This window comes from Gemmatimonadota bacterium, assembly GCA_022560615.1.
Taxonomy (GTDB): Bacteria; Gemmatimonadota; Gemmatimonadetes; order Longimicrobiales; family Gaopeijiaceae; genus UBA1138.
Window position 1 is genome coordinate 1 of sequence record JADFSR010000063.1, and the last position, 13,356, is coordinate 13,356.

At 65.2% G+C, this 13,356-nt stretch carries 13 protein-coding genes; 9 read left to right on the top strand and 4 right to left on the bottom strand.

Annotation, left to right across the window (positions count from 1 at the left end):
* The 3 genes from IIB36_19175 to IIB36_19185 all read left to right on the top strand — a co-directional run.
* Positions 1-697: amidohydrolase (locus IIB36_19175; protein MCH7533864.1), on the top strand; the 697-nt coding region annotated here is incomplete at its 5' end.
* Positions 698-700: 3 nt separating this feature from the next.
* Positions 701-1,267: a YeeE/YedE family protein gene (locus IIB36_19180; GenBank protein MCH7533865.1), complete on the top strand. Its 567-nt coding sequence runs from the start codon at positions 701-703 to the stop codon at positions 1,265-1,267.
* Positions 1,268-1,271: 4 nt separating this feature from the next.
* Complete coding sequence (locus tag IIB36_19185) at positions 1,272-1,742, top strand: YeeE/YedE family protein (GenBank protein MCH7533866.1); 471 nt, start codon at positions 1,272-1,274, stop codon at positions 1,740-1,742.
* Positions 1,743-1,858: 116 nt separating this feature from the next.
* Here the strand turns inward: IIB36_19185 and IIB36_19190 are convergent, their stop codons facing one another.
* Complete coding sequence (locus IIB36_19190) at positions 1,859-2,485, bottom strand: hypothetical protein (GenBank protein ID MCH7533867.1); 627 nt, start codon at positions 2,483-2,485, stop codon at positions 1,859-1,861.
* A 168-nt stretch (positions 2,486-2,653) separates the two neighbouring features.
* Between IIB36_19190 and IIB36_19195 the strand changes: the two genes are divergently transcribed.
* Together IIB36_19195 and IIB36_19200 are read left to right on the top strand one after the other, a co-directional pair.
* A complete protein-coding gene (locus tag IIB36_19195; protein MCH7533868.1) occupies positions 2,654-3,292 on the top strand; it encodes a DNA-binding protein in 639 nt (212 codons plus the stop codon).
* A gap of 73 nt (positions 3,293-3,365) precedes the next feature.
* On the top strand, positions 3,366-3,956 hold the full coding sequence (locus IIB36_19200) for an RES family NAD+ phosphorylase (GenBank protein MCH7533869.1): 591 nt from the start codon (positions 3,366-3,368) through the stop codon (positions 3,954-3,956).
* Between the two features lie 301 nt (positions 3,957-4,257).
* Here IIB36_19200 and IIB36_19205 read toward each other — a convergent pair whose 3' ends face one another.
* A complete protein-coding gene (locus tag IIB36_19205) occupies positions 4,258-4,440 on the bottom strand; it encodes a hypothetical protein (protein MCH7533870.1) in 183 nt (60 codons plus the stop codon).
* A 190-nt stretch (positions 4,441-4,630) separates the two neighbouring features.
* Here IIB36_19205 and IIB36_19210 point away from each other — a divergent pair, with 190 nt between their 5' ends.
* From IIB36_19210 to IIB36_19220, 3 genes are read left to right on the top strand one after another with little or no spacing between them, the layout of a single operon-like run.
* Entirely contained in the window at positions 4,631-7,843 is a 3,213-nt protein-coding gene (locus tag IIB36_19210) for a sialidase (GenBank protein ID MCH7533871.1), read from the top strand.
* Positions 7,840-8,223: a hypothetical protein gene (locus IIB36_19215; protein MCH7533872.1), complete on the top strand. Its 384-nt coding sequence runs from the start codon at positions 7,840-7,842 to the stop codon at positions 8,221-8,223. The genes IIB36_19210 and IIB36_19215 overlap by 4 nt, the downstream gene beginning before the upstream one ends.
* A 44-nt stretch (positions 8,224-8,267) precedes the next feature.
* Positions 8,268-9,455: a hypothetical protein gene (locus IIB36_19220; GenBank protein ID MCH7533873.1), complete on the top strand. Its 1,188-nt coding sequence runs from the start codon at positions 8,268-8,270 to the stop codon at positions 9,453-9,455.
* A 17-nt stretch (positions 9,456-9,472) separates the two neighbouring features.
* Here IIB36_19220 and IIB36_19225 read toward each other — a convergent pair whose 3' ends face one another.
* Both IIB36_19225 and soxC read right to left on the bottom strand, forming a co-directional pair.
* Positions 9,473-10,054 (bottom strand): cytochrome c, encoded by a 582-nt coding sequence (locus tag IIB36_19225; GenBank protein ID MCH7533874.1) that lies wholly within the window; start codon positions 10,052-10,054, stop codon positions 9,473-9,475.
* A complete protein-coding gene (gene soxC / locus IIB36_19230) occupies positions 10,051-11,316 on the bottom strand; it encodes a sulfite dehydrogenase (GenBank protein ID MCH7533875.1) in 1,266 nt (421 codons plus the stop codon). The genes IIB36_19225 and soxC overlap by 4 nt, the downstream gene beginning before the upstream one ends.
* A 202-nt stretch (positions 11,317-11,518) precedes the next feature.
* Between soxC and IIB36_19235 the strand changes: the two genes are divergently transcribed.
* Positions 11,519-13,120, top strand: a complete 1,602-nt coding sequence (locus tag IIB36_19235) for a hypothetical protein (protein ID MCH7533876.1) — start codon at positions 11,519-11,521, stop codon at positions 13,118-13,120.
* Positions 13,121-13,356 lie beyond the last annotated feature (236 nt).

Below are 13,356 nucleotides of genomic sequence, written 5' to 3' on the forward strand. Positions count from 1 at the left end.
CTACGTGATCACATACGGCGGCGCAGCTCCCAACGTGGTTCCGGACTTCGCGGAAGTGTTCTACTACGTACGACACCCCGATCCCGAATACGTGAAGTCGATCTTCGAGCGCGTGGCCAAAGCGGCGGACGGGGCGGCGCTGGGTACGGGCACGACCGTGGAGTACGAAGTCATCCACGGCCTGTACAACATGCTGCCCAATGTCACACTCCAGGAAGCGATGCACGCCAATCTCGACCGCGTGGGCGGTGTCTACTACGACGATGAGGAACGGCGTTTTGCCGAGCTGATCCACGGCACCTTCCCCGCGGACGCTCCTCCGCTCGAGTCGGCCGCCCAGATCCAACCGTTCTCCGTAACCGAAGAAGGAAGCGGCGGGTCGACGGATGTGGCCGACGTGAGCTGGATGGTCCCCACCGCCGGCATGAGCGCGGCGACGTGGGTACCGGGGTCGTCCGCCCACTCGTGGCAGGCGATCGCGGCCGGTGGCACGACCATCGGCGAGAAGGGCATGATCGTCGCTGCCAAGACGCTCGCGATGACCGCGATCGACTTGTTCACGCGCCCGGATCTGGTTGCCGCGGCGATGGCGGAGCACGCGGCGCGCATCCCAGAAGGCTGGGTGTATGAGCCGCTTCTCGGTGATCGTGATCCACCGCTCGACTATCGCTTGCCCGCAGGCCCAGGTGGCAACTGACGCATGCCTGAAGCAGTGATGCAGCCGTGGCCGTGGTACGTGGCCGGACCACTGATCGGACTGGTCGTTCCGTTCGTATACTGGTACGGCGGAAAAAAATGGGGCGTCTCCTCAACTCTGCAGCACTTGTGTGCAGCCACCGTTCCGGCGCGTATCGAATACTTCCGCTACGACTGGTGGAAGACGGGCGCGTGGCACTTGGCGATGGCTTCCGGCATGATGCTGGGAGGCTTCATCGGTGGGCGCGTCCTCTCAGGACCCGATGACGTCGTAGCCATCGCAGAGGCCACCCGTTCGGACCTGGCGGGCCTTGGCGTCACCGATTTCACCGGCATGGTTCCCGCCGATGTCTTCGCGCTCGAAGCAATACTCACGGTCCCGGGGATCGTGATCATCGTGCTCGGCGGCTTTCTGGTCGGCTTCGGGGCTCGCTACGCCAACGGTTGCACGTCTGGTCACGCGATCTCGGGGCTCGCCAACCTCCAGGCCTCGTCCTTGGTCGCCGTGATCGGCTTCTTTCTCGGGGGTCTGATCTCCACCCACGTGCTCCTCCCTCTGCTGCTGCGGTGAGGCGATGACGCACACGACAGACGAGACGCAACCGGTCGAGCCGCAAGAACGCTCGGAGTCCCTCGCGGTCTACTTCGGCCTCGGGGTGCTGATAGGCATGATCTTTCTGAAGTCCGAGGTCGCATCGTGGTTCCGGATCCAGGAGATGTTTCGCTTCCAGGCGATCCACATGTACGGCGTGATCGGCTCGGCCGTAGCGGTGGGCGCTCTCTCGATCGCGCTCATGAAGCACCTCGGCATTCGCACCGTCCGCGGAGAGAACATCGAGTTCCCGGCTCGCGCGGCCGCGCGTCCTCGCACGCATCACATCGTCGGCGGTACGGTCTTCGGGCTGGGCTGGGGCCTCGTGGGGGCATGCCCCGGTCCGCTGTTCGCGCTCGTGGGCAGCGGCCTCCCAGTCATGCTCGTCGCGCTGCTCGCTGCAGTGGGCGGCGCATGGGTCTACGGTCTCCTGAGGCCGAGCCTGCCGCACTAGCCTGGACGACGTCCCGAAAACACCGAGACCACCAAATCGGGAAAACCCCCGGGCGGTCGGACCGCCCGGGGCTCTGAGCTTCAGCGTCTAGGCAACCGCCCTACCACCCTACCGCCCTACCGCCCGTTACCGTCCTCTAGGCGCTTCAGCGTCTCTACGAGCCGCTTCATCTCTTCGTCGAGTCGCTCCATCTCGCCGTCGAGACGTGCGCGACCTCCGAATTCGAGCTCGAGTGCCTCGCCCAGCCCTTCGAGCTCCAGATCCAGCAGCTCCCCGAGGCCCTCGAGCTCAATTGCTACGCCATCGACCATCACGCGGGTCGTCCCGATCTCATGCTGGACCTCGTCGCCCAGGAGTCGAGTCCGCCGCACCCGCTCGACACGCTCCATCCGCTCCAGACGTTCCCGGAGCCGATATCGCGAGCGCTGCAGACCCTCCTGCGCCCGATCCAGCTCGAAACGTGCAAGCGCGAGGTGCCGTTCGTCGCCTTCGAGCCGTTCGACGAGAGCCTTCGCGCACACTTCAGCCGAGCTGGCCTGTACCTCCGGAGCCACGACAACGGCAGCCTGGCCGCTATTCAGCGCCACCACGAGATGGGGTGCCGTCTCGACCTCGCTGACCATGCACTCGTACGCAACCTCCCCAGAATCGCCGCTCGCCAACGCCAGCGTAACCACGCCGGCCACCGCCGCACTTCCCAACACCGCCGCCAGCGCGATGACGTCTGAGCTGATCCCTTTCATCTTGCCCCTCCGAGCTGCGTCCGAGTGCTATAAGAACTCTGACGTGTTCGCTCCCGAAAAGGTTGCGCAGGCCCACGCGCACCCACGCTAGACCAGACCCATGGGTTGCGTCTGTATTCTGCCACACCTAAATGGATAGTGTAACCTCAACCCTCATGGAATGGCGATATGGAAACTCCGCTTCAGCTTGACGAGTCTCTCGCGGGAGTGCCCACCGAGCGGCGTGAGCTCATCGAGGTGTTCTTGGAACGCGTCTGGCCGTTTCTCGTCAGCTCCCTGACCACGTCGTCATCGAGTTTGCTGCGAAGTGTCTTGGCGGCTCCCACGCACGCCGGCACGCTGGCGCGCTTTCTCTCTGAGGTGGCGAGCGACGAGGCGGTGGCCGCCCTTGACCCCCTCGCGGCAGCGTTTGCTCGGGCCGGCGATATCCAGGAGACCCTGCTGAAGAAGGCGGGTGGGACATGGCTTGCCGGGGAGGTGGCCGAGCACCTCGCCATCACCAGGCAAGCGGTCGACAAGCGCCGCAAGCGGGGCTCGCTCCTCGCCGTGGAGGTCAGAAGTTGGCATCGGTATCCGCTCTGCCAGTTCAGCGAGGGTGGCGTGGTCGACGGTCTGCCGGAGGTGCTCAAAGCAATCGATACGGACAGCGGCTGGACTCGCCTCTCTGTCCTACTGTCTCCGACCCTCCGATCCGATTCGGCGGATGATGCGGATATGGAGAGCTCTGTCCTCGACGCCCTCCGGCAAGGCCATAAGGCCGAGGCACTTCATGCTGCTGCATCGTGGGGGCGCCATGAGGCGGTGTGAGGTTGCAAGGCGGCACACAACCATTCTCAACACTACGGCCTGAACGTCGGCGATGCCGGCCGGCCCTTCCCCTATGCCTCCGGGCGATTTCACGTCCCGGACACTCCCGGTTTCAGACTTCGCTCCCGGGGACATCCTCTTTCGGATCCACCGCGATGATGGAAGAGATCCGCTTCATTTTGGACGCGCCAAATTGGCCCACCAACGAGCACGGTTCCATGGTCCGCGAGGCCAATACGGAGTCTGCTATCTCGGTGTGAAGCCTGAGACAGCCTTTGTAGAAACGCTCCTGCGATACCCTGGCGGCCAGCTTGTCTCGATGTCAGATCTCGCTGCGCGCAAGCTAGCCCGAGTCGAAGTCACTCGAGATCTGCGGGTGGCGGATCTCACCGGTCCAGGGTTGGTTCTTATTGGAGGAACTGCTGAGATCAGTTCTACTCGCGATTACACCCTTTCTTGGGCATGGTCACGAGCTGTGTATGAGCATCCCGACGGGGTGGATGGAATCCTCTATCGTTGCCGACACGATGACGACCAACTCGCCGTGGCACTGTTCGGGCGAGCCCGAACCGCGGTGCGGGTTCAGGACAGCAAACCCCTCATCGGGGATCTCAGGTGGCTCGGTGAGCTCGCGGGACGGTACAAGTTTGGGCTGGCGCCCTGACCAAGGCGCGTGACGTGATATCCCCGGCAAACTTTTCTACGGCGATCAGCAGCCTCCCGGCTCGTAGATCGAGCCCGTCCTCCCCCGCGCCGAAGCCCGGAGGCAGGTCGAACCAACGCTCGGGGCCACGCCGCCCTGGTTGACGTCGCCATCGAGAGGCACCCGCCATACGTCCTGGAAGTCATCCACGAAGAAGAGCGCGCTCTGGTCGGGGGCCCACGCAGCCTGACGCTCGAGCGCCGATGAAGTCGTTATGCGGCACGGGTTGGACCCATCGGAGTCGATGATCCGGAGACCCCAGTCACCCTCGCCTCGCGCCTCGGATGAACTCCTGAGACCGGGTGATCTGGACTCCCTGATCGAGACTGGAGACACCGCCGGCGAGCGGAAAAGACCAGACGGTGCTCGTCGCGCCGGCGCGGGTGATGAGCAGTCTGCCGTCCTCGCCCACCGCGAGCCCCGACGGCGCAATCCCCGAGGTCACTCTTCGAGGCTCGCCGAGCACCTCTCCGGACTCCACATCGAGTGCCAGCGCCCATCCAAGGGTCTATCTGGCCCTTGCCCGGACGGAACCATCCGCGCCAATTGGACCACAGCCTCCAACCGAGGTGCCGAACGACCTGAGGCGCCCGCCACAAGAGGCAGGAGCCCATTGAATGTCGTTTCAGCAGCGCATGCCGACCCTGTTCGCCGCCCTCGCCCTCACACTCGTTCTCCCCTCAGCGACGCTCGCCCAGACCTCGTCCTCCGAGCTGCTGAGCCCGCTCAGCTTCCGACACATCGGAGTCGTGGGAAACCGCGTAGCTTCGGTGGCAGGTGTCGCCGGTAACCCCCTGGTCTACTATGCGGGGGCGGCGTCAGGAGGTCTTTGGAAGACCGAGGACGGAGGCATCCGTTGGCGTCCTCTCTTCGACGACTTGGACGTACACTCGGTCGGCGCGCTCGCGGTGTCGCTCTCGGATCCCCAGATCGTGTGGGCGGGCACCGGAGAACCGCACATCAGATCGAACGTCACGGTCGGCGACGGCGTCTACAAGTCGACGGACGGCGGGGACAACTGGGAGCACATGGGCCTCGACGCGACCGGTAGGATCAGCCGCCTCGTGATCCATCCCACGAACCCCGACATCGTGTACGCCGCGGCGCTCGGCCACGCACACGCGCCCCAACCGGAACGGGGGATCTACCGAACCCTGGACGGTGGCCAGACGTGGGAGCACGTGCTCTTCGTCGATGAAGACACCGGTGCATCGAGCGTGATCATGGACCCGAACAACCCGCGTATTCTCTTCGCGGGCATGTGGACCGTTCAGGTGAACGCGTGGGGCAGAGAGAGCGGTGGTCCGGGCTCGGGCATCTTCATGTCGCGGGACGGCGGCGATACATGGTCCAAGCTGGAGGGCCGAGGCCTTCCCACCCTGCCGGTCGGCAAGATCGACGTATGCATGTCACGGGCCGACTCCCGACGCATCTACGCGCTTATCGAAACGGGCGACGGCGTACCCTGGCACGGTCAGGAAACGGAGGACGGTGAGCTGTGGCGGAGCAGCGACGGTGGCTACGACTGGGAGCTGGTGAATCACAGCCGTGACCTCGGTGGGCGGACCGCGTACTACAACAACTGCCGCGTCTTTCCGGATGACGAGAACGAGGTCTTCTTTCTGACCGCCGCGCTTTCGCGCACCTACGACGGAGGCCTCACGTACATCACGCATCAGGGCATCGAACGCCCGGGCGGAGACTACCATGACTTGTGGATCGATCCGGACAATCCCGACCGTCTGGTCATCGGCAACGACCAAGGGGTGCACATCTCCGTCAACCGCGGCGCGTCGTATCTGCGGGTCGAGCTTCCGATCTCCCAGATGTACCACGTGACCGTGGACAACGCGATTCCGTACAACGTTCTCGGCAACCGACAGGACGGCCCCTCCTACCGCGGGCCGAGCAACTCGCTATACGGTGGCCGAGGGGGGGCGGGCAGCATCCCCCGCGGAGATTGGCACCAGGTCGGCGGCGGCGAGAGTGGATTCGCCACACCCGACCCCACCGATCCCGACATCGTGTGGTCGAGTGCCTCGGGCTCCGGCGCCCGCGGTGGCATCGTCGTCCGGTACGACGAGAAGAACCGCCAGTTCCGGAACGTCGAGGTGTGGCCGGAAAGCACCGGCGGCACGCCCGCCGACGAAGTGCGCTTCCGCTTCCAGTGGACCTTCCCGTTGCTGATCTCTCCACACGACCACAACACGATCTTCGTCACCAGTCAGCATGTGCACCGAACGCGGAACGGCGGGCAGAGTTGGCAGGTCATCAGCCCCGATCTGACGACGAACGACAAGAGCCGACAGGGAATCAGCGGAGGGCTCACCCCCGACAACATCGGCGTGGAGTATTGCTGCGTGATCTACGCCTTCGACGAGTCGCCCGCGCAGCAGGGGGTCTTCTATGCCGGCTCGAACGACGGCAAGGTGCACGTGAGCCGGGACGACGGGACCACGTGGACCGACGTCACCGACAACCTACCGGACTGGCCGGCGGACGGAGTGGTGCGCGGGATCGACGCGTCCAAATGGGATCCGGGCAAAGCTTATCTGGTCGTGGAAGCGCACCAGGTCGGCGACTTCGCGGCATACGCGTACCGGACCGAGGACTACGGTGCCTCGTGGACGAAGATCACGAACGGCATCCCCGACCACGTCCTGAGCTTCACGCGTAGCATTCAGGAGGACCCGGTTCGACCTGGCCTTCTCTACCTCGGCACCGAGAACCGCCTCTACGTGAGCTTCGACGACGGCGACGGCTGGCAGCCCTTGATCAACGACCTGCCACCGGCACCGATGTACGGAATCGTCGTGCAGGAGCACTTCAACGATCTGGTGATCGGCACGTACGGCCGCGGCTTCTGGATCATGGACGACCTCACGCCGCTGCAGCAGCTCACCGAAGAGGTGCGCGCTCGCGACGCGTATCTGTTCGAGCCTCGGGACGCCTATCGCTTCAACCCCCGCACGGCTCCGGCCGCGATGACGATAGATCAGAGTCAGGGCACCAATCCACGGAACGCCGCGTACATCAACTATTGGCTGGGTGAGCAGACCGCCGGGGCGGACGTGACGCTTCGCATCAGCGACGCCACCGGAGCACTCGTGCGGACTCTCGAGGGAACGAGCCAGTCTGGCCTGAACCGCGTGTTCTGGGACTTCCGCGGTGAGCCGAGCACCCCGATCCGTCGACGCGTGGCACCGCTCTATGCCGACTGGGTCGACTACGGACCCGACCGGGTGCGCATCCAAGACGGTATGTCGCTGCGACACCCGCCCGGGGCCTACACAGTCACACTCGACGTCGACGGCGAAGAGCAGTCGCAGCGACTCAATGTGCTCAAGGACCCGAACTCCGACGGCACCATGGCGTCGATCAGAGCTCAATTCGATCTCATGTCCGAGATCCGCAACGACTATGACGCCGCCGCCGATGCGATCAACCGTATCGAATGGGTAAGGCGACAGCTGTACGACCTCGTCGAGGTGCTCGAGGATCAGGGCAACGCGGCGGACCTCATCGAGGGCGCCGGCGATCTCGACGAGTCGCTCATCGCCATCGAATCGCGGCTGATCCAACTGCGCTCGACGGGAACCGGCCAGGACGGCGTACGGTACCCATCCAAGGTCGCCGGCCAGCTCCGACACCTCGCCAACGGCGTCGGCACCGCTGATTTCAGGCCTGCGGACCAGCAGGGCGAGGTCCAGGTCCTGCTGCGCGACAAGGTCATGAATGCCCGGGAGGATCTCGAAACAGCGCTCTCGGAAGACATGGCCGCGTTCAACCGCCTGTTGGCCGAACGAGGATTGAACCCACTCATCAGTGAGGAAGGAGCAGGAGCATGAACCCACGGATAAGGCAAATCCTCAGGACGTCTCTTTTGACCGCTCTCGTGCTGTGCACGGGTGGCATGCTAGCCCCGCTCGCCGCCCAGGACATCGCTGGCCACTGGATCCTGAGCGTCGATCTCGACGCAGGCAGCGGAGACGCGAGCTTCGTCTTCGAGGTCGAGGACGGCAAGATCACCGGCACGTACGCGGGGGCGTTCGGGGAAGCGCAGGTGACCGGCACCATCGAGGGCAACGTGGTGAACTTCGTCTTCGAAGCGCCAGAGCTGGGCGAGGTCTCGTATTCGGGAGTCGTCGACGGCGATACCATGACCGGCGAATGCGACTACGGGCTCGGGGGTGCCGGAACGTTCGAGGGCACCAAGCAGGGGGGCTGACTGTCGAAGGCAGTGGACGCGGGCGACGAACGCGGGCTGATCACTTGAGAACTCTCGTCATCCTCCTAGGCGCGTTTGCCGCTCCCGCGTCGATCGCGGCGCAGGAGGCGCCACCCGCGGGCTTCGCGGAGCTCGAGATCGAGCGCTCCCGTGAGTGCGTCGGAGTACTGAAGCGACTGGACGACATGAACCGATCGCTTCAGCCACTCGGCCTACGCTCGGAGCGAATGCGTCTTCTACTCGAGGCTGTCGCGCTCGAAGATCGAAGCGTCATGGACTCACTCGACCGGTCGGATCCGACGGAGTCCGCCCTCTATGACTGGTTCGTCGCAGACGGCCGCCTGGCGCAGAGCATCGTCGATACCGGCAATCAGTCGCTCCAGCAGCAACGGACCATCAACCGCGAGCAGATCCGAGCGACGATACATGCGCGAGTCGAAGCAATCCAGGGCGACGCGCAGGCGATCATGGACGGGTCAGAAGGCCTGGGAATCGAGGCGAACCCCTGCGACGGCGCGATTTTGATCCGACCTGCCGTGCTCGAGGCGTGTGAGACAGAAGAGAGCCCCGTGTGTGACGCGGCCGCGGACACCGCTGGAGCTCCAGGGTACTCCTTCGTGGACTCCCCCGAGCACCTCTGGGACGTCCAGGAGTTGCGTCCCTGGAGCCAGCCCAGTGGGCTGCAGGTCGCCCCGGACGGGACGCTGACCGGAGCGAGGACCATCGCCTTCGCCCGCCATGGGAACGTGGTGCTCACGGTCGCGTTCTCACCGCTCATCATGGAGCGCGATGCCCTGTCGGAAGAGGCGGCCGCTGAGTTCGAGGAGATCCTCGATTCCTTGGGTTTCGAGTTCGACCACCCCGACTTGGTATACGCGCCCTCGTTGGCCGTCCGCGCGACCCTGCCCGATCCACTCGCCGGAGAAGACAGCTACGTCCTCCACTTCGGCGAGGCGGAAGATGCGGATGTCCTGTGGACAGGCCCCGCCGGTACCGGCGAGTTGATCGAGGTGCCGGTCGTGCTCGAAGCGAGGCACGTCTTGCGCCTGCAAGCGGGTGAGCCTATCCGACTCACCGCCGTCCAGAGCGTTGAAGACGCAGACAACGAAGCGGTCTTCACGCTCGAGCTGACGACCGTCAACCAGGTCGCGGCGACGCGCGCACTGCTAGAGTACATGGCCGGCCAGATGGTGGCTGATATCAATCGACTGGCACCGCCCAGAGGCGGTTGAGACCCAGCGACGGTCTGCTAGCGGATCTCCGCCCCGCCTTGACGATCGTCCGCCACGAAGCGATCGCGGGCAGGCATCTCGACAGCCGGCAGGGTCGTCGCATCCATGACGGCGTCAGCCGGCACGATGCCGTTCATGTTCAGGATGTAGCCGACTAGAGCGTAGGTCTCGTCGCTCGTCAAAGTGCCCGGGGTCAGCTGCGGCATCGCCTTTCTGATGTAGTCGTACAGCGTGGTCGCGTACGGCCAGTAGTTGCCCACGGTCTGGCCGTTCGGCCACTGCTCCCACTCGGCGGTGCCGACGAGGCGGTCGTTCGGGCCCTCGGTGCCGGTCGCACCGTGACACGCGACGCAGTAGGTCAGGTAGACGCGCTGGCCCTCGGCGACGGTGCCGCTTCCGGGCGGCAGCCCTTCCCCGTCCGGCTTGACGTCGATATCCCACATCGCGATGCGAGCCTCGGATGCGTCAGAGCCGAAGCCAAAATGGACTGGGGCGCCCTCCGCAGAGTCGGCGGCGCTGGGGCCGCGTGCCCGCTCCTCTCCGGACGGCCCACAGCCAACGACGAGCGCGGTAGTCAATAGCGCGACCGCGTGCCTCATATCAAATCCCCGAGGCCGAAGGTCACGCCGCCGTCCGCGGCGATCTTCCACGCGCGCTGGTTGTTCATGTGATACCGGGTTCGCTCCCCGCGCGCCTGCCAGAGCTGCTGGACGGTCGGCTGCACATACCCTGTTTCATCGATCGCCCGACTCAGGATGATCGTCTCGTTCCCGTCCCAGTTCCACAGCTGTCGGAAGCGAACCGTGGCCTTCGACAGGACCGGGGCCTGGAGCTCGGCCGAAGTCCAGCTACGCCCGCGATCGGTGCTCACCTCGACGCGCGTGATCTTGCCTCGGCCGGACCACGCGAGGCCCTTGATCTCCCACCACCCGCGGTCCGGGAGCACATACGGATAGGACGGAAAGGTGATGATCGACTTCGCGTCCATGACGAAGCTGAACTGGCGCGCGGTCCCGCCCTCGAGCGGGTCGGTATACTTGGACGTCTCGTCACGGGTCATCGTGGGCCGGTCGCTCACCTCGATGCGGCGCAACCACTTCACCTGGGCGTTGCCCTCCCAGCCGGGGAGCGCCAGCCGGAGCGGGTATCCCTGCTCGGGTCGGATGGCTTCGCCGTTCTGACCATAGGCCAGCATCGCGTCGTCCATCGCTTTCTCGAGCGGGATGCTACGGGACATCACGGCGGCGTCGCTGCCCTCGGCCAGAACCCAACTCGCGCCCGGCCGCACGCCCACCTCATGCAGGATCGTGGACAGCATCACGCCGGTCCACTCGCTGTTGCTGAGGAGCCCGTCCAGCGTCTGCGGCGACACCTCAGTGGGCATTCTGTCCGGGTTGTACGCACGACCCCCGTTGCCGGCACACTCGACGAAGTGAATGCGCGACACCTCCGGATACCGCTTGAGGTCGGCCATCCTGAAGACCTTGGGTTGATCGACCATGCCGTGCACGAGCAGCTCGTGTTCCTCCGCGACGATGTTCGGAATGCCCGCGTGGTGCCGCTCGAAGTGCAAGTCTGCGGGGGTGATGGTGCCGCACAGGTCCTGCAGCGGCGTACTCGACGAACCGGAGAGCCCTGGGCGCCCGGAGATCCGGCGGGGCTGCTCGGAGGGAGCGCGCTGCCCGAGTGCTGAGGGGAGACGGCCTGGCACCTTGGTCGGGTCCGACACGGAGGCGGGGGCTTCCTGAGCGGCCAGCTTGAACGCGTCTGCTTGCGTCTTGAGCAGACCGGCGGCGACGACCCCGGAGGTCGTGCCCAGCCAGGCACGACGTGAGATCGGGGAACCGTGCTTCGACGACATCGCTGTCTCCTTCGGGGTGTGTGCATCGGGAAGGTGACTGGGGCGGGCCAACTCCGCAAAGTATCGGCCAGACGTCAGCGACGCCCCGAGGGCTCGCGGAGGCCGACCGTTTGTACAGCCCGCCCTTCCCCCGCTGGACGCCGGCGGCAGTCGCCCGCACATTCTCGCACTCGAATCCACCTCGTATCGGAGTCGCTTCGTCATGCGCCGATGTATGTCGCTCGCCGCCACAATCTGCTTGCTCATCCCCGCGACCACGTCCGCACAGGAGAATGGGCCCGAGCTCCCATCCGGCTTCGACGAGCCGATGCCGCTCCACCACGACGGCAAGGGACTCGGGCCCTTTGCGCGAGAGATCACGACGAGCTCCGAAGAGGCACAGCTCTACTTCGATCAAGGGATTCAACTTCTGTACGCCTTCGAGCCGAACGGATCCGCCCGCTCGTTCCGCGAGGCGTGGCAGCGCGACCCCGACTGCGCGATGTGCTACTTCGGCGAGGCATGGGCGTGGGGTCCGTACCTGAACGGCCCGATGGTGTCCGCGGACGCGCCTCGCGCGTACGCGGCGATCCAGAAGGCGCTCGATGTTATGGACGGCAATACGACCGAGGTCGAGCGCGCGCTGATCGAGGCGATGGCCGAGCGCTACGTGCCCGAGCACGACCGGGACGAGCGCCGCGAGCTCGACGAGCAGTGGGCCGAGAACATCAACGACTTGTATGAGCGGTACCCGAACGACCTCGACATCGGCTTCCTCGCCGGTGAAGCGCTCATGTTGCTCGAGCCGCGCCGCGGAGCGTGGGACATGGACAAGCCTTCGGTGCAGCGGCTCAACCGTGTTCTCGAGTCGGTATTGGCCCAGGACATCACCCACCCCGGCACCTGCCACCTGTACATCCACTCGACTGAACCCTCCGTCGAGCCGGGCAGGGCCGAGGAATGCGCGAATTACCTGGGCAGCTCGATCCCTGGCGCAAGCCATATCCAGCACATGCCGTCCCACACGTTCAACCGTATCGGACGCTGGGGTGACGCGGTGCGCGCGAACACCGATGCGTGGCACTCAGATCTCAAGGCCGAGTACGGCGATGGGTTCGCGATCTACCCGTCTCACAACCTACACATGCTTCTGTTCGCGGCGTCGAATGATGGCCAAGGATCCGTGGCGGTCCAGGCGAGCAAGGAGTACGCAGACCTCATGGGCGGCTCGTTCTACGAGGCGCTCTCGCTCTTCCGATTCGGCCGCTTCGACGAACTCTTGCAGCTCGACGACCCGCCGGACGGAGAGATCTTCCGTGGTCTCTACGACTTCAGCAAAGGGTATGCGCATCTGCGCACGGGTGATGAGGGTACGGCTCGTTTCTACCTTCACGAGGTGAAGACCGCGGCCGAGGAGGGCTCCGGGAGCTTCTGGCGTCATTCCGCCGCGCAGCTACTCGGTCTGGTCGGGGCGATCCTGGAGGGAGAGCTCCTCCGGGCCGATGACGAGCTCGAAGGCGCGATCACGGTGTTCGAGGCCGCGGTCGAAATCGAAGATGGATTTCCCTATTCGGAACCCGAGCCGCTGGGTTTCTCGGTTCGCCATTGGCTGGGCGACGCCCTCTGGGAAGCCGAGCGGCACGAAGAAGCCGTCGATGTCTTCCGGGCGGAGTTGCTGGACCATCCGCACAACGGTTGGTCGTTGTTCGGGTTGGAGCGGTCGCTGCGGGCACTCGGCATGGACGACGAAGCCGACGGCGTGCACGAGGAGTTCCTCGAGGCGTGGGCCCGATCGGACACGTACATCCGGTCGCCGATCTTTTGATGCGGTGAGCTCTGAGGGCGGCCGCTGCGGCTAGTCCGCGGCCAAGCTGCTTGATGGGGCCACGCCTCGCGCCCTCACGCGATTTCCGCGGAAACTGCGGTCGCGGACGACGGGTGGACGGACGGCTCGTGGCCGGACGGTTCGTCCCACGGGTCGAGCGCCTCCAGGGCCGCAGCCTCGATCGCCCACGGAACGTCACGGTCCCTGTTCCACCTCGGCGCTCCACTTCGACCAGT